Below are 15916 nucleotides of genomic sequence, written 5' to 3'. Positions count from 1 at the left end.
ACCCTTTAAAGGGGGAATTCGATGGGCGATAAACCTGTGAAAAAGGCTGTTACAAAAGCAGCAGTAAAAGTCATTAAAAAAGCCCCTGAACCAGTAAAAGAGAAAGTGAAGGATAAGGTTAAAGAAAAGGCAAAGGAAAAGGTTGAAGAAGAAGTTCAATCTAAGGCAAACAAAGCTTCTGAAAAATTGGCTGATGCGAAGGAAAAGAATGCAGATAAAGTTCATAGTACAGCAGAGGATGCCAAGGATAAGGTCCAAGATGTTTTACTATCTGTCCGAGATAAACTAGGCAAAGTGAAAGAAGCTGGTGAAGATTTTCAGAAGAAAATCTCATCCAACAACGATAGTAGTGAAAAGGTTAAAGGTGTTCGCAACATTAAAAGTGTGAACAACATCAAAAGCTCGATGAATATTAAAAGTTCCACGGAAATAAAGAGTTCAACCGATCTTAAATCGTCAAAAGATATCAAAACATTAGGATCGTAAGAGCTCAAATATTGAAAGGAGAATGTAAAAATGGCTGTTCAAAAAAGTACGGATAGTTCAAGTCTTGCCGAGGTAATTGACCGAATTCTCGATAAAGGTATTGTTATTGACGCGTTTGCAAGAGTTTCCGTTGTAGGGATTGAAATTCTAACCATTGAAGCCAGGGTTGTTATCGCAAGTGTTGACACATGGTTACGTTATGCAGAGGCTGTTGGTTTGCTTAGAGACGACGTGGAGGAAGAAGGTCTTCCGGCACAATCCAATGAAAGAAGAAGTCCGCAATTTAGCATTTAATTGAGATAGGGGGTTATCCCCCATCTCTCTTATTAATTGAACAAGTGGAGGCGACTATGAAAATCAAAGAAATTATGAATAATGTTAATGACTTTTTTAGTGAACATGTAGCGCCGCCTCATAAGATTACATCCGTTGAGGCTGCGGAGGACGAAGGCTGGAAAGTCAGGGTCGAAGTCATTGAAGAGAAGGAATATATGAAGAAATACGCTAAGGACGAAATGCTTGGAACTTACGACGTCATCTTAAATAAAGAAAAAGAGGTAACCTCATTTACGAGAAGGGATGTACGTTTTAGAAGTGCAATTGGCGTTGAGCAGTAGGTAGTGAGTGGACTGGAGGGAGACAATTATGACTGTTTTAAAGGAAAAGGTAAACAGAGATTCTAGAGCGATGATACAAGATGCTGAGACAAAAGACCTCCTCTCTCGCTCATTACATTATTTGAAAGCAGGTTATCCGATTCATTTTACAGGTCCAACGGGTGCCGGGAAAACTTCATTAGCACTCGCTCTTGCAAAGAAACGAAAGCGGCCGGTCATGCTTATGCATGGTAATCATGAATTAGACAATAAGGATTTAATTGGCGATTTTACAGGTTATACGAGTAAGAAGGTCGTTGATCAATATGTGCGTTCGGTGTACAAAAAAGATGAAAGCGTAACGGAATCTTGGAAGGATGGGCGTTTACTTGAAGCGGTCAAGAACGGATACACGCTCATTTATGACGAATTTACTCGATCTCATCCAACTACAAACAATATTTTTCTATCGATATTGGAGGAGGGTGTACTTCCGCTATACGGCTCAAAGTCAACCGAGCCTTTCTTACGTGTGCATCCGGAGTTCTCGATTATATTCACGAGTAATCCGGCTGAATATGCAGGGGTATACAAGACACAAGATGCTTTGTTGGATCGGCTGATAACCATTTTCGTCGATTATAAGAATATTGATCGGGAGACGGCAATTGTTTCCCGGAAAATAGGAGTAGAGGAACATGAGGCAAAAGCAATTACAACGCTTGTCTCAAACTTACGAAAACAATGTACGAAGAATAGCAGTTACGGACCAAGCTTGCGAGCTTCGATGATGATAGCTCGGCTTGCGTCAGAAGAGGATATTCCCATAGATGGCGGACATTCAGATTTCCAACGTCTATGTATCGATATATTGTGTCATCCAGTTAGTCGATGTCTCGATTCCGATCAACCACAATCGGATGCGGAGCAGTTAATCGTCGATGAATGCAGCAACTTATAGATCAAAGGAGAGAGAACTATGAGCCAACAGGATAAAATGGGTATTTATATTTTCTGCGGAATTCAAACGAATGAAGATGATGAATTTGGAACAATCAAAATGGAAGGTGAGGAAAGAGAAACCTTCACAATCCGCTATAAGGATGCCGCAATGGTTGCAGCCGAAGTTCCTAAGAAAATCTATCATCCGAACCGGGAAAATTTGATGATGCACCAAAATGCAGTATCTGATGTAATGGCTCAAAAGGATACGGTCATTCCGATAAGCTTTGGGAACGTTTTTCAATCGAGAGAAGATGTTGAGGCACTGCTTGAAAATCTATACCCCCAGTTTGAAAAGCTGTTCCCTGAAATTAAAGGGAAAATCGAATTAGGCTTAAAGGTAATAGGTAAAAAAGAGTGGCTTGAATCTAAGGTGAATGAAAATCCAGATGTCGAAGTCATGGCTAAGTCCGTCCGTGGAAAATCAGAGGCGGCTGGCTATTATGATCGTATCAAACTCGGGGGTATCGCTCAGCAAATGTTCGCAACGATTAAGAAGGAAGTAGAAGCAGAAGTCTTTGCACCATTAGAGGAATCAGCTGAAGCGGCAAAAGCCAATGATCCACTTGGAGATAAAATGCTCTTAAATGCCTCCTTTTTAATCGATCGGGGTAAGGAAGAGCAGTTCGATGAAAAAGTGAATGAAGCGCATGAAAGATGGAAGGATAAGGTCGATTTTAATTATACAGGTCCATGGCCAGCATATAACTTTGTCAATATTAGGTTAAAAGTTGAGGATAGCTAATGCTGCATAAGTTGGTAACCGCGCCGATGAATTTAGTCATTAAAGTCGGTGAAAAGGTGAAGGAAGAAGCGGACAAGGAACTGTATGACCTTCCAACCATTCAACAGAAGCTTATACAGCTTCAAATGATGTATGAGCTTGAGGAAATTCCAGAAGACGTTTTTAAAGAAAAGGAAGACGAATTATTAACCAGATATGAGATTGCTAAACGAAGAGAAATGGAACAATGGGAAGAGTTGACGAAGCGGAAGGAATGAGGAAATCAGATGGAAAATCTAATCTATTTATACGGCTTACTACCAACAGAAGAAGTAACTGATAAACCACTTCCATCGGTTAAAGGATTCGACGGGAAAGGAAGCATTTACACCGTTTCTATGAACAAGATCACCGCGGTGGTTAGTGATCTTAATCCCGCCGATTATTCAGAGGAATTAATAAAGGATAAGATAGGAAACGATACGGAATGGCTACAGGAAAAAGCTTTCCACCATCACGAAATGCTAACAGCTCTTTATAAGAAGTTTACGATTATTCCATTGAAATTTTGTACAATTTATAAGAATGAAGAGAGCATGCGCAGTACAATTCAGTCCAGCAAAGAGAAAGTTGAAGATTCCTTTAAGCTTCTGAAAGGAAATGAAGAATGGAATTTGAAAATTTATTGTGACGACAACACGTTAAAAAAACAAGTTAGCGAAAACAACCCTACTATTGAGGCGAAAAAGAAGGAAATTAGTGAGCTACCACGCGGACGACAATTTTTCGAAAACAAAAAAATTGATCAACTAATTGAGACAGAACTTGAAAATGAAAAAAACCGTGTCTGTGAAAGGGTACATGAAAAGCTAAAAGAATATTCGCTACATGCCGCTATCAAAAAAAATTGGAGTAAGGATGTGACAGGTCTTAAGGAAAATATGGCTTGGAACAGTGTCTTCTTAATCCCGGTTGCTCAGGTTGAACGCTTTTTAGAAGAGGTCTACCAAGTAGAAGAGGAATTGGGTGAATCAGGCTGGAGATTCGAGGCATCAGGTCCATGGCCAGCTTATCATTTCTCCAGTTTTTCGTGAAATGAGGGATCAGAGAAATGTCTCTAAAAGAATCCATTGAAAATAAGGATATTGCACTTATCGATATATTAGATGTCATCCTTGATAAAGGAGTAGCAATCAAAGGTGATTTAGTTATTTCTATTGCCGGTGTGGACTTGGTGTATTTAGACTTACGTGTACTAATTGCATCTGTAGAAACCCTCGTTCAATCTCATGAGGGCAACCGGGAAAAAACGTCATCGATACATTTTGATAAACAAAGGGGGGAATTAGTACATGCAACCGGCCAGCCAAACAAGTGGACGGATTAATCTGGACCCTGACAATGCAGAACATGGATTAACACAGCTCGTCATGACGGTTATCGAGCTATTAAGGCAAATTGTCGAACGTCATGCGATGAGGCGTGTAGAAGGTGGAACTCTGACGGATCAGCAAGTTGAAGACCTTGGTGAAGCCTTAATGAACTTAGAAGAGAAAATGGATGAACTAAAAGAAGTCTTTGGCCTTGATGCTGAAGATTTGAATATAGATCTTGGCCCTTTAGGAAGCTTATTATAACCCGAGAATGACCAAATGGAGGGATAGCAATGGCAGTCGAACATCCCATGCAATCAAGTACGATTGTAGATGTATTAGAAAAGATTTTGGATAAAGGAGTCGTCATAGCAGGTGATATTCGAGTAGGAATTGCCGATGTAGAACTGCTTACGATTAAAATTCGCCTTATTGTTGCTTCTGTTGATAAAGCGAAGGAAATAGGCATGGACTGGTGGGAAACCGATCCGTACCTAAGTTCAAAGGCTTCAGAAAATAATACGAAAGAGCTTGAGGAAGAAAACAAGAAATTGCATGAACGACTCGAATCGCTTGAAAGTAAAATGAGCACAAACCGCTTGAATACGTCAGAAAATCAGTAATAATTGGAGGCGAATAGTATGGTAAACAAATCAAAACATGCGAAGAACATGATAAAAGGTGGAAAGGTCAAACGGACAGTAGCAGGTGGTATTCTCGGTGCTACAGTCGGATATCTTGCTACCCCTGAAAATGGTAAAAAGCTACTCGCCCGTGTAGACAAAGAAGCCTTGAAAAGTAAAGGTGTTAACCTTGGGACAGTAGCAAAAGAAAAGCTTGGTAGTTTTAAAGATTCCGGGAAAGAAAGATCAATGCAAGCTGTCCGTAATCTAAAATCATCTACTACTAGCTTTTTAAAGAAAGATAAGGACGAATCAGATGAAGTTGATGAAGAGACAGAGACACAGGTTAGCGCCACAGAAGAAGACTCAAGTGACGACTATGACGATCTAAAAGAAGAGAACAAAATGCTTCAAGACCAACTAAACGCACTTGAAGAGAAAATGAGTAAGTTAGGCCTGGACAGTGATGAAGATGAAGATGAGGATGAAGAAGAACAAGAAGAAGGCGAAGATGATGAAGGCGACCTCGATGTAGAAGATGAGGATGAAGAAGAGGAACAAAGCGAAGAGGAAGACGACGAGGAAGAAGAGAAAACGAAAAGTAAACCTAAGAAAAAGAAGAAAAGCAAGAAGAAGTCTGAGGATACTGAAGAAGAACAAGAAGAACAAGAAGAACAAGAAGAACAAGATGAACAAGAAGAAGAAGAAAGTGAAGACGAAAGCGAAGAAGAAGATACTAATGAAAAAGAGGAAGACGTAAAGAAAGACAAGAAAAAAGCAGCGAAAAAACCAAGCAAGTCAAAAGCAAAGAAAAAGACAAAAGCGAAGAAATCCAGCAAGGATAAAGAAGACGAAGAGGACACAGCTCTTTCAAGTGATGATGACACATCCACATAGAGAGGCTGCGGTTCCAAGCGTATATAACATTTAATAATTATACTTTGTAAAGGAATTGAAGGGAGATAATTTAGATGAGTTCAACTGCACCAAAAGATAGTATTCTAGAATTCTTTGTTAATGCATCCAATAAACACGATTTTGCATTAGATATTACCTTGAATGTAAGTGGTGCTGTCGTTTCAGGGACAATGGTATCAGCAAAGGAATACTTTGAAACGTTGAGTGAAACGTTTGAGGATGGAAGCGACATTGCTCAAGAGGTTAGCAGTCAGCTTGCAGCAACAAGCGAGTCAGTGGATTCGATCAGTAATGGAGGAGCAGACTTTATCCACCTGAAAAATACCCGCGTCTATTGTGGTGATAACAAGCCTACACCTTCCAAGGGGAAAATACTTTGGAGAGGGAAGTTAAGCGAGATAGATGGCTTTTTCCTAGGGAAGATATCAGATTCGAAAAGTAGTAGCACTAGCAAAAAATCATAAATTGGGTGAAAAAACGAATGGCGGGTGTAAGAACCCCGTCATTTGTTGTATTGAAGAGGTAAAAATCACTGTAAATAGTAATGATGCCCACTTTAACATCTACCACATTTCAGATAATTTCAAATCGAAAAGTAATAAATAACGATTTATTATCTGAAATGTGGAGGTTATTATCCAAACTTAGTGGTTTGTTATCCAAAACTCCAAGTTTGTTATCCAAATTATTAGGTTTATTATCCAATAGTGTAAAATGTAACTTTTCTGTCGACCTCATCATTGACTCTGTGATTCCACCTGTATGTTAAACTTATAATATGTTAAGACATAAAAACAATGTAGGTGTTTTTGGTGGATACGATCGTATTATTTATAGGGATTATTTTAGTTGCGGCGATCTTGCAAACGAGTACAGGGTTTGGTTTTTCAATTATGGCAACTCCTTTTCTGTTGTTGATCTTTGAACCTAGAGAAGCGATCCAAATTAATTTAGTCTTATCTCTGGTCATCTCATTTGCGCTAATCTCGAAAATTCGCAAGGATATCGACCTTGGTATCTTAAAAAGGTTTGTCATTGGTAGTGCTGCAGGCTTACCGGTTGGAATTTCCCTTTTTCTTTTACTGGATATGACTTTGTTAAAACTCAGCATAAGCGTGATTATTTTAGTTCTAACGGTTTTATTAATGTTAAAATTTCGTGTCAAAAAAACAAACAACAGGGACTTTACAATAGGAGGGCTTTCAGGGATGCTTACGACGAGCATAGGAATGCCCGGTCCACCAATACTTCTCTACTTTTCAGGAACAGATACGAAAAAAGAGACATTAAGAGCGACGACCTTAGGCTTTTACTTGTTTATATATGCGATGAGCTTAATTGTTCAAGTTATTTTCGCTGGAACGAATAAAATCGTTTGGACATCTAGTGGACTTGCTTTGCCCATCCTATTAATCGGAATGTTCGTCGGTCAAAAGCTGTTTAAACGGATTAACCAAAAAACATTTCGGATTTTTACATATATCATTCTATTATTTACTGGGGTATATTTGTTTTACGAAAGCTGGAAATGGTAGAAGGAAACATTTTAGTAATTAATCATTCAAAAACCCGTATCATATTTACCGATACGGGTTTTTCATGAAAAAACAAAACAAAAAATTTAATAATTGTTGACTTAGAAAGTACATTTGTTATAATAAAATTAACAAATAACATATTGTTAATTAATAAAATTCAATGTATATCAAATCGAAGTAAGGGGATCTGATATGTCAAACCAAGATGCATTACAACAATATGAAGTCAGCAAATACCGAACCCCTGATGGATACACATCAGACATTGCTGTTTTTACGATTGTTTCCGAACAGATAGAGATTTATAAGCCTTCGAAAATGACAATGAAGCTTATGTTAATCAAACGATCTGAGTTCAATTCAGAAGGTAGTCCAAATATCGAAGCAGGTAAATGGGCATTACCAGGTGGATTTGTTGATGAGAATGAATCAGGATTTGAGGCAGCGAAGAGGGAACTAGAAGAAGAGACCGGCGTTAGCGGGATACACATTAAGCATTTTGGCTCTTATGACACTCCTGGAAGAGATCCGAGGGGTTGGATGATTACGAATGCGCATTACGCGATTGTCCCGCAGGAATACCTTGCGCAAAGGAAGGCAAATGACGATGCTGCAGAGGTTGAGCTTTTCTCGTTAGAAGAGTTAAGCGGACTGAAGCTTGCATTTGATCACAAAGATATTATTGATGATGCGATTGAGGTTATCACGAATGATTTATTACAAACAACGGTTGCAAAAAAATTCTTACCGGAGCAATTCACTTATTCTGAACTTCAATCAGTATTAATGACAGTGACAGATGATCCAGCGATAATGAGTGGAGAAGCTTTTGCACGTAAAGTGAAAACGTTACCTTTTATTAACGAGGTAGAAGGCAAAAAAACATCTAGAACGTCGAAGCGTCCAACCCAACTTTATCAATTTAATGACATGAAAGTAGTAAAGTCGATCTACACTGCTAGGTATTAAATAAAATTCCTTTTTAGGAGGGTTCTAATGATGAGAGCTTTAATCCACATCGATTACACGAATGACTTTATTGCAGATGCTGGTGCATTAACTTGTGGAAAACCAGGTCAAGATATCGAAAATGAAGTCGCTGTACTAACTGAGGAGTTTATTCGATCTGGAGATTACGTCATTTTTGCCGTAGACTTGCATCAAGAAAAGGACGAATTTCACCCAGAGAACAAGTTGTTTCCACCGCACAATATAGAAGGGACAGAGGGGCATCAATTATTTGGTTCTATAGAGTCTCTCTATCAATCCCACAAAAATAAATCAAATGTCTATTGGATGGACAAAACGCGGTACAGTGCCTTTGCAGGGACTGACCTTGAAATGAAACTACGGGAGAGAGATATTACAGAAGTTCATTTAATTGGGGTCTGTACCGACATTTGTGTGTTACACACCGCCGTAGATGCTTATAATAAAGGCTTTAAAATGGTTGTACATGAGAAAGCAGTTGCTAGCTTCAATCAAGCTGGTCACGATTGGGCATTAGAACATTTTCGTAATTGCTTAGGGGCAGAAGTCATTTAACTACCACTAACAAAAAAGTTCATCCTACACATAGCAGTGTCACTTTTAATTGATGGAGGTTTTCACAAATGAAAAAACAATATGCTGACGATGGTCTAACACTTCATACTGATCTATATCAAATCAATATGTCTGAGACTTATTGGGAAGATAATATTCACGAACGAAAAGCCGTTTTTGAAGTGTTTTTTCGGAATCTACCCTTTGGTAATGGATATGGGGTGTTTGCTGGACTAGAAAGGGTTATTGAATACTTACAAAATTACCGTTTTACCGAGAGCGATATTGATTATTTACGGAACGAACTAGGGTATAAAGACGACTTTCTAGCGTATTTAAAGGATGTTCGATTTACAGGTACCCTTCGCTCTATGAAAGAAGGGGAGTTAGTCTTCGGTAATGAGCCAATAATTCGTATCGAAGCACCTTTAATCGAAGCTCAACTGATCGAGACTGCACTCTTGAATATTGTAAACTACCAAACTTTAATTGCGACGAAAGCCTCTCGTATTAAACAGGTAATTGAAGAAGAACAGGCTATGGAATTCGGAACTCGCCGTGCACATGAAATGGATGCAGCGATCTGGGGTACAAGGGCGGCTTACATCGGCGGATTTCAGGCGACTTCTAATGTAAGGGCCGGAAAGTTATTCGGAATTCCAGTGGCAGGAACGCACGCCCATGCTATGGTCCAGGCTTACCGGGATGAATACGTTGCGTTTCACAAATATGCTCAGCGCCATAAAGATTGTGTGTTCCTTGTTGATACGTATAATACCCTGAAATCCGGTGTTCCTACTGCGATTAAAGTTGCCAAGGAATTAGGTGATAAGATCAATTTTGTAGGGATAAGACTCGATAGCGGGGATTTAGCTTTCCTTTCTAAAGAGGCGAGAAAAATGCTGGACGAGGCTGGTTTTAAAAATACGAAAATCATAGCATCCAATGATCTAGACGAAGATACGATCATTAACCTTAAATCACAAGGGGCAGAAATTGATAGTTGGGGTATTGGTACAAAGTTGATCACAGCATTCGATCAGCCCGCATTAGGAGCCGTCTACAAGCTTGTTTCCATTGAAGATGATAATGGCAAAATGAAGGATACGATAAAAATAAGTGGAAATCCCGAAAAGGTTACGACGCCGGGTATTAAGAACGTTTATCGAATTATCAATACAGTCAATCATAAAGCAGAAGGGGACTATATCGCCTTAGAAAATGAAAACCCTCAACAAGAAGAACGTCTTAAAATGTTTCACCCTGTCCATACCTTTGTTAGCAAATTCGTTACCAATTTTGAAGCAAAAGAACTGCATCAAGACATAATTGTGAATGGAGAGTTTGTTTATACATTACCAAGCCTACAAGAAATCCAGGAATACGCAAAGGCTAACCTCAACATAATCTGGGATGAATACAAACGCTCTATGTTCCCTGAAGAGTATCCAGTGGATTTAAGTCAAGATTGCTGGGACAATAAAATGAAAAATATTAAAGAGGTAAAAGAAAAAGTGGCGGAAATGGTGAATACAAGAAAATAATATTTCAAGATAGAGGGGATTAGACAATGGGTAAAATCGGGATTTACGGAAGCAGCTTTGATCCGGTAACGAACGTTCACCTATGGACTGCCAGCACAGTAGCGCATCGTTGTAAGCTTGATAAAGTTATCTTCTTACCATGTTCAAGTAAACGTAAGGATAAAGTAATGAAGACGAACGATGAACACCGCTGGGACATGCTTCAATTAGCGTTGACAGACAACCCAAAGTTCAAAGTTGATGACTATGAAATGAAATCAGAAGCATGGGAAGTGTACACGTACTTTACGATGGAGCACTTCAAGAAAAAGTATCCAAATGATGAGGTATACTTTATCATGGGTGCAGATCTTTTGCAGGATATTGCAGATGGTCAATGGAAGTATTCCGAGGAACTTATTTCAACGAATAAATTCATTGTCATGGCTAGAGACGGGGTCGATATGCTGAAGACGATTGCAAGCTCCCCAATTTTACGGAATCATGATGACGGAACCAGATTCCACTTGATTGACAAAGGTCTTGCAATGGAAATCAGTTCAACGTACATCAGAGAAGAGTTCGCAAGAGGCGGAGAACCCCGCTACCTGCTTCCAGAAGCTTGTTATCAATACATTAAAGAGAATTCACTGTATAAATAGATATGCTGCCGGAACCTGCGATATGAAATACTGTAGGTACCGGTAGTTATTGTTCAAAATGGTGATTAAATATTAAGATTAAGGTAATGAAGGGGAGAGCAGGATGACTACTTCACAAAAAATAATATGGGGTACGATCACGTTTGTACTAAGTTCTACTATTTCGTACCTTTTTTTAATATATATTGCAATGGAGTTTGTTCTTCCAGATGATTGGGTGAGTAGTCTCATTACAATGTTCTTGTTTGGTTCAGCCATATTAGCCTTTCCATTTGCTGGTATATTGGGTGGTATTTTCACCTTTTTATTTATGAAATGGCTATCTAAGAAAGTGAATAAGAAACATGTCGTGGGCGGTTAATTTATTGCTTTTGTTCATAAGAGCACAAACAATGGATATCGTTCGAAAGTGATGTCCATTTGTTTTCTTTTGGCATTTTTAATTTACCTTCCTATTCACCGAACTTTTATCTTTAAAATATAATTTGGATAGGCTCTTTTTAACGAATTGTCTTTATAACCTGTGTCTGTTGTTTTATCAACTCTGTTATCGTTAACCACTACGCTATAAGATCCTTTTGGAATAGTATTCATCTTTTCTAAATCATCACAGACTTGATTAAAAATTTTCTCGCTTGGTGCCATTTCTTTATCTTCCATAAAAAGCTGTATGGTAATTTTGAAGTTTTCTTCTGAAAATGCACTATTATTATAAGCTTTTTTAAGTGCATTTTTATTTACAGTAGGGTTCTTAAGATATAGCTCATAAACGGGTTTAATAGCATCATCATTGATTGAAGTAGTAATATAATAATAAGGAGTCATGTATCCGGTACCCCCTACATTCTCAAGTGATTCCTCTCTTTTTCCAACGACATCATTCTTTTTAGAGAACGTTTTTAAATACTCATCTAAAGTGTTAAATTCTTCTTCAAAGAGGAGTGCGTACAATCCACCTTTTATTGCATCTTCGACCTGTTCCTCCTTGGACCAAACTTTTTCTGTAAGCACTTCTTTCTCTTTAACATCAATTGGAACAATCGCATAGGTATAAAAATGTGGTTCTCCCACAGATTCTACAAATACTGATGCTCCTTCAGCAGCACCGACGACATTATGAACCTTTACTTCTGTTTTATACTTTTCTAGGAAAAACGCTTTCACTGCTTTATCGATTTCTTCTCGATGTGCTTCGGCTATTTTGTCAGTTTCTTCTCCGTTATTGAGTTCATACCCTTGGCCAGTGTATTCCTGCACACTGACATACTTTTCTTCTTTTGCTATATTCTTATCATTGTTATCATTTGACTTACCCATATTTGAACAACCTACCAGTAAAATTGATAACCCGAGACTAAATATGAGTATTTTATTTCTATGTTTTAAAATGTTCATCTTCCTTTCTTTACTTGATAGGGGTGTATATGAACGCTTAAGTGTATTATTTTTTTAAGGAAATGTAAGTTATGTACTCGCTCGTAAAGTCATATGTGTTTAATAGACTTCAATAAGAAGAAAACAAGGGATATCGTTCTGAGAAACGATATCCCTAAAATTAATGGTTTCATAAATACAAACAAAAGCTCTGTTAGTTCAATGTTACTCGGTTAACCTGTTCTTCTAAGACTGTCATGTTCGCTAGTACTTTTTCAGAGATAAAACGAAGTTCGTCTATAGCCTTCGCTTGATGATCAGACAGCTGATATACAACGTCTTCAAATAGCATTTTCATCTCATCAAGGATGGCAATGGCTGCTAAGTTGTATAGGTGCACATTGTGATAGTCTGAAACGCTAAGTATTGCATTATCAACATACGGCCTAAAGTTATAAAATAAGGATGGGAAATTGACAATCATGCTGTCAAATCCTTTTCGAAACCCATCTATTAGTGCAGATGCCTCTTCGATTGGTTCGAGCGTATTGTTAACGTAATTTCTAATTTTATCGTCATAATCAGTAAGTTTACTGATAAAGAACCCGGGTATTGTGCCGCTTAAACTAATATTCGTTACACCTTTTACAGTCATAGAGATTTGATCTAATAATTGGGTGATTTCTACAGCAACCATTCTTAATGTTCCGATTATTGGCAGTAGAAAATCGCGTGTACCAGTAGCAAATGTACTAAAAGCAATATCTAGATGAATCTCTTTAATACGCATTTCCTCAATCATATGAGGGGAATCCCTGAGCTTGAAATCAGTTGATTGTTGGACTTTATCTACGCTGCTTAGGAGGCCACCTTTGTTTTCAATAGCTTGGGCAAGAGTTTGGTCTCGATTTTGAAATGCATTTCCTACCTCGTGGACTTGTGTTTTAAACTGTGTGACATGGTCCAGGACCTTGTCTTTGTTGCCATCAATAATATAATAATGAGCTTTCAATTCACCAACAACAGCATCAACAAAAAAGTTTTTTACACCTGTAAATAATTCAGGTATTTGATTTGTAATAATATTCGTTATATTGTTCGTTAGTTCATCGATTCCGGTCTTTAGGTCATTTAATAATTTGCGAATTTGGTTAAAAATTGACTCTACGTCGACATTCGCTTTGATTATGGATTCCACAAACTCAGTAGGAGGGGAATTTAGAATTGAATTTAGAGATTGGCACCAACCCTCCGCAGTATCTACTAAAGAGATAAGGTGATCGACTTCTGCCTTCAACGGCTTCCTGTAGAAGTAATCCCTGTGAACATTACATTACCCACTAGGTTTTCAAACAAGTCTTCAAAAACGTTTTGAAGTTTCGTTACCCTCATAGAAAAATTTTGGCTTTCGTTTTTCACAATTGCAACGGAATTCCCCATATAATATTGTGCTCTCGTTAACCGATCAAGGACGTTGTTATCCAATGCATCGACCAGCTGATCCAGATTCTCTTTATTGATTTTAATTCTTTCGGTATTACCGCCATATAACGGAATACCGGTCCATATACTAGTCACCACATGGTTATCAGCATCAAGAAAAATCCTCCCATAACCTGGTTGACCTTTTACCCCGATTTCGTAGAATGGTTTTCCTTCTTCGCTTTCATAATATCCTTTATGATTAGACGCCAGCAAGTCCATTAATGGAAGTCCGTTGTTAATTGAATACTGCTTCCCTGGTATGCGCTGATCTAGTTTGAGGGCAGTTTCATCCAATGTGAGAGGGTCATATTTACTGAAATAGTTCGTAATGTTTAGATACTCTTTATTTGGGTCCATCAATCCATCTGGCAGTAGGGCAGGATTTATCGTAACCGCCTTTACTTCTGGGTGTAAAATTGCTACTGCATTCGTCGTTGCTCCACCTAACGAGTTCCCACAAATAGAAGAGATGTTGTACTTCTCATCCATCTCATCAAAGTAATCTCGAGCAGCATTCATTTGATCATTTTCCAAATCGCTTAATAATTTTGGGTTGGTTTTTGTCCAATCTGTGTCATCAGCTGAACCGACGAAAACAATCGTGTATTTACCAGTATCGTAATTTTGAACGGTTAATGCATCAAGCCCAGAAGAATGGTTGAAGTTGGTGTCAACAACTGTGTACCTTTTTTCATTAGCAAAAAATATATCTTCTTCTTCATATGGTAGATAAGCATGGTATCCACTAAGTTCAACTAAATCTTTGTCATTAGTTGAGATCTCGATGTTATTCTGTTTAGACTCTCTGATAAAGGGCTTATTCATTACAAATTCTCCCTTACTTTTTGTATAATATAGTTCGGATTTGCCCGTTCTAATGTATTATCTTTTGTACCAATTGCAGTTGTTTTATCTACTCGGTTGTCATTTAGATAAACAGCATAGGATCCCCGAGCCAACCCATCCATTTCTTCTAAATCAGAAACAATTTTATTGAAGATTTCTTTACTCGGTTCGGTATTTGGTTCTTCCATATATAACTTAATAGCAAATATTAATCCTTTAGGTGGATAGTCAAGTTTGCTAAATTTTTCCTTCAACTCTTCTTTTGTGATATCGGGATTGTCTAAATAAGAATTATATAGTACTTCAAAGGCAGGATCTAAACTACTAATGAAAAAATAAGGTGTTCCGTACCCATCTGCCCCAACATTTTGTAATGCTTCCATCTGTTTACCAACAACAGGGTATTCTTCTACTATACCTTCTAGATAATTAGATAATTTCGTAACTTCCTTATCATGGATCATAGCAAAGATTGAAGTAGTAAGTGCTTCTTCAACTTGCCCTTCCTGTGACCAAATTTGATCAGCTAGTACTTTCTCTTGGTCAACATCTACAGGTACTAGTGCATAAGTATAAAAGTGAGGTTCTCCAATTGATTCTACAAATACAATGGCAGCATCCTCAGCACCGACAATATTATGGACTTTCACCTCTGTTTTGTAGTCATTGAGGAAGAACTCCTTTACAGCTTTATGAACTGTTTCTCGGTTTGCCTCTGCAATTTTATCTTCTTCTTCACCGTTACCTTCCAGTGTCTCATAACCTTGCCCCGTATAGTCCTGAACGCTAACGTACCTTTCTTTATCGTGCTTTTCTTCTTTTGTTAAGTTCTTGTTGTCTTCATTATTGTTGCCATTTGAGTTACCCATATCTCCACAACCTCCTAGCGATAGTGAAAATCCAATACTTAATACGATCATTTTGTTTTTATTTTTCATGACGTTCATCCTCCTTATGTATGGTGTTAAGGCATAGGTTATTTTCTCATTAATGAATTCATCTACCTATTGTATAGGAAAAGGAATCATTTTACATGTGCATCATACATTTTTAACTTAAAAGGTGTGAAAATGAGGAAAAAGAAGGATGTAAGTTACTATTTAAAATATTGTCGATTAAAGTTATGATAAGGTTATGAATGGCGCAAAAATCATACTTTTTATACAAATACTGCTATTATTTGTTAATACCCTAATAATTGAATGATTTAAACCAGTATTT

20 protein-coding genes and 1 pseudogene are annotated in these 15916 nt (G+C 37.9%); 18 read left to right on the top strand and 3 right to left on the bottom strand.

Translation table 11 applies throughout. The annotated features are described in order from the left end of the window. Nucleotides 1-21 precede the first annotated feature (21 nt). From gvpQ to NON16_RS05610, 18 genes are all read left to right on the top strand, one after another. A complete protein-coding gene (gene gvpQ / locus NON16_RS05695; RefSeq protein WP_257347631.1) occupies nt 22-486 on the top strand; it encodes a gas vesicle protein GvpQ in 465 nt (154 codons plus the stop codon). A 30-nt stretch (nt 487-516) separates the two neighbouring features. Continuing rightward, on the top strand, nt 517-780 hold the full coding sequence (gvpA, locus tag NON16_RS05690) for a gas vesicle structural protein GvpA (protein ID WP_257347630.1): 264 nt from the start codon (nt 517-519) through the stop codon (nt 778-780). 56 nt (nt 781-836) lie between these two features. After that, entirely contained in the window at nt 837-1103 is a 267-nt protein-coding gene (gvpO, locus tag NON16_RS05685) for a gas vesicle protein (RefSeq protein ID WP_257347629.1), read from the top strand. A gap of 28 nt (nt 1104-1131) precedes the next feature. Next, nucleotides 1132-2043 (top strand): gas vesicle protein GvpN, encoded by a 912-nt coding sequence (gene gvpN, locus NON16_RS05680; protein ID WP_257347628.1) that lies wholly within the window; start codon nt 1132-1134, stop codon nt 2041-2043. 18 nt (nt 2044-2061) lie between these two features. Continuing rightward, entirely contained in the window at nt 2062-2829 is a 768-nt protein-coding gene (locus NON16_RS05675) for a GvpL/GvpF family gas vesicle protein (RefSeq protein ID WP_257347627.1), read from the top strand. Beyond that, nucleotides 2829-3086 carry a gas vesicle protein GvpG gene (locus NON16_RS05670; RefSeq protein WP_257347626.1) on the top strand — a complete coding sequence of 86 codons (258 nt, stop codon included), beginning with the start codon at nt 2829-2831 and terminating at the stop codon, nt 3084-3086. The genes NON16_RS05675 and NON16_RS05670 overlap by 1 nt, the downstream gene beginning before the upstream one ends. 9 nt (nt 3087-3095) lie before the next feature. Then, nucleotides 3096-3902, top strand: a complete 807-nt coding sequence (locus tag NON16_RS05665) for a GvpL/GvpF family gas vesicle protein (protein WP_257347625.1) — start codon at nt 3096-3098, stop codon at nt 3900-3902. A 17-nt stretch (nt 3903-3919) separates the two neighbouring features. Continuing rightward, the gene (locus NON16_RS05660) at nt 3920-4195 is read left to right on the top strand and encodes a gas vesicle protein (protein WP_257347624.1); all 276 of its coding nucleotides are present in this window, start codon (nt 3920-3922) and stop codon (nt 4193-4195) included. Then, a complete protein-coding gene (locus NON16_RS05655; RefSeq protein WP_257347623.1) occupies nt 4161-4445 on the top strand; it encodes a gas vesicle protein K in 285 nt (94 codons plus the stop codon). The genes NON16_RS05660 and NON16_RS05655 overlap by 35 nt, the downstream gene beginning before the upstream one ends. A gap of 29 nt (nt 4446-4474) precedes the next feature. After that, nucleotides 4475-4804 carry a gas vesicle protein gene (locus tag NON16_RS05650; protein ID WP_257347622.1) on the top strand — a complete coding sequence of 110 codons (330 nt, stop codon included), beginning with the start codon at nt 4475-4477 and terminating at the stop codon, nt 4802-4804. 18 nt (nt 4805-4822) lie between these two features. After that, nucleotides 4823-5701 (top strand): YtxH domain-containing protein, encoded by an 879-nt coding sequence (gene gvpT / locus NON16_RS05645; RefSeq protein ID WP_257347621.1) that lies wholly within the window; start codon nt 4823-4825, stop codon nt 5699-5701. Between the two features lie 74 nt (nt 5702-5775). Continuing rightward, nucleotides 5776-6186, top strand: coding sequence for a gas vesicle accessory protein GvpU (gene gvpU, locus NON16_RS05640; RefSeq protein WP_257347620.1), 411 nt, complete (start codon nt 5776-5778; stop codon nt 6184-6186). A gap of 348 nt (nt 6187-6534) precedes the next feature. Continuing rightward, on the top strand, nt 6535-7257 hold the full coding sequence (locus tag NON16_RS05635) for a sulfite exporter TauE/SafE family protein (RefSeq protein ID WP_257347619.1): 723 nt from the start codon (nt 6535-6537) through the stop codon (nt 7255-7257). Between the two features lie 195 nt (nt 7258-7452). Then, entirely contained in the window at nt 7453-8229 is a 777-nt protein-coding gene (locus tag NON16_RS05630; RefSeq protein ID WP_257347618.1) for an NUDIX hydrolase, read from the top strand. A 27-nt stretch (nt 8230-8256) separates the two neighbouring features. Further along, a complete protein-coding gene (locus NON16_RS05625; RefSeq protein WP_257347617.1) occupies nt 8257-8805 on the top strand; it encodes a cysteine hydrolase family protein in 549 nt (182 codons plus the stop codon). Between the two features lie 68 nt (nt 8806-8873). Continuing rightward, nucleotides 8874-10349, top strand: a complete 1476-nt coding sequence (locus NON16_RS05620) for a nicotinate phosphoribosyltransferase (protein ID WP_257347616.1) — start codon at nt 8874-8876, stop codon at nt 10347-10349. 26 nt (nt 10350-10375) lie between these two features. Beyond that, nucleotides 10376-10990: a nicotinate (nicotinamide) nucleotide adenylyltransferase gene (gene nadD / locus NON16_RS05615; RefSeq protein WP_257347615.1), complete on the top strand. Its 615-nt coding sequence runs from the start codon at nt 10376-10378 to the stop codon at nt 10988-10990. A gap of 103 nt (nt 10991-11093) precedes the next feature. Further along, complete coding sequence (locus NON16_RS05610) at nt 11094-11351, top strand: hypothetical protein (protein WP_257347614.1); 258 nt, start codon at nt 11094-11096, stop codon at nt 11349-11351. Between the two features lie 95 nt (nt 11352-11446). On the opposite strand, the gene NON16_RS05605 is transcribed toward NON16_RS05610, so the two are convergent. The 3 genes and pseudogenes from NON16_RS05605 to NON16_RS05590 all read right to left on the bottom strand — a co-directional run bounded on the left by NON16_RS05605 (nt 11447) and on the right by NON16_RS05590 (nt 15633). Then, the gene (locus tag NON16_RS05605; RefSeq protein ID WP_257347613.1) at nt 11447-12307 is read right to left on the bottom strand and encodes a DUF1672 domain-containing protein; all 861 of its coding nucleotides are present in this window, start codon (nt 12305-12307) and stop codon (nt 11447-11449) included. A gap of 271 nt (nt 12308-12578) precedes the next feature. Continuing rightward, nucleotides 12579-14674 (bottom strand): annotated as a pseudogene (locus NON16_RS25575) (SA1320 family protein). Then, nucleotides 14674-15633 carry a DUF1672 domain-containing protein gene (locus NON16_RS05590; RefSeq protein WP_257347610.1) on the bottom strand — a complete coding sequence of 320 codons (960 nt, stop codon included), beginning with the start codon at nt 15631-15633 and terminating at the stop codon, nt 14674-14676. The pseudogene NON16_RS25575 and the gene NON16_RS05590 overlap by 1 nt, the downstream one beginning before the upstream one ends. Nucleotides 15634-15916: the final 283 nt, after the last annotated feature.

Source organism: Pseudalkalibacillus decolorationis (genome assembly GCF_024609785.1).
Classification (GTDB): domain Bacteria; phylum Bacillota; class Bacilli; order Bacillales; family Fictibacillaceae; genus Pseudalkalibacillus; species Pseudalkalibacillus decolorationis.
This window is presented reverse-complemented; position numbering and strand designations above follow the sequence as displayed.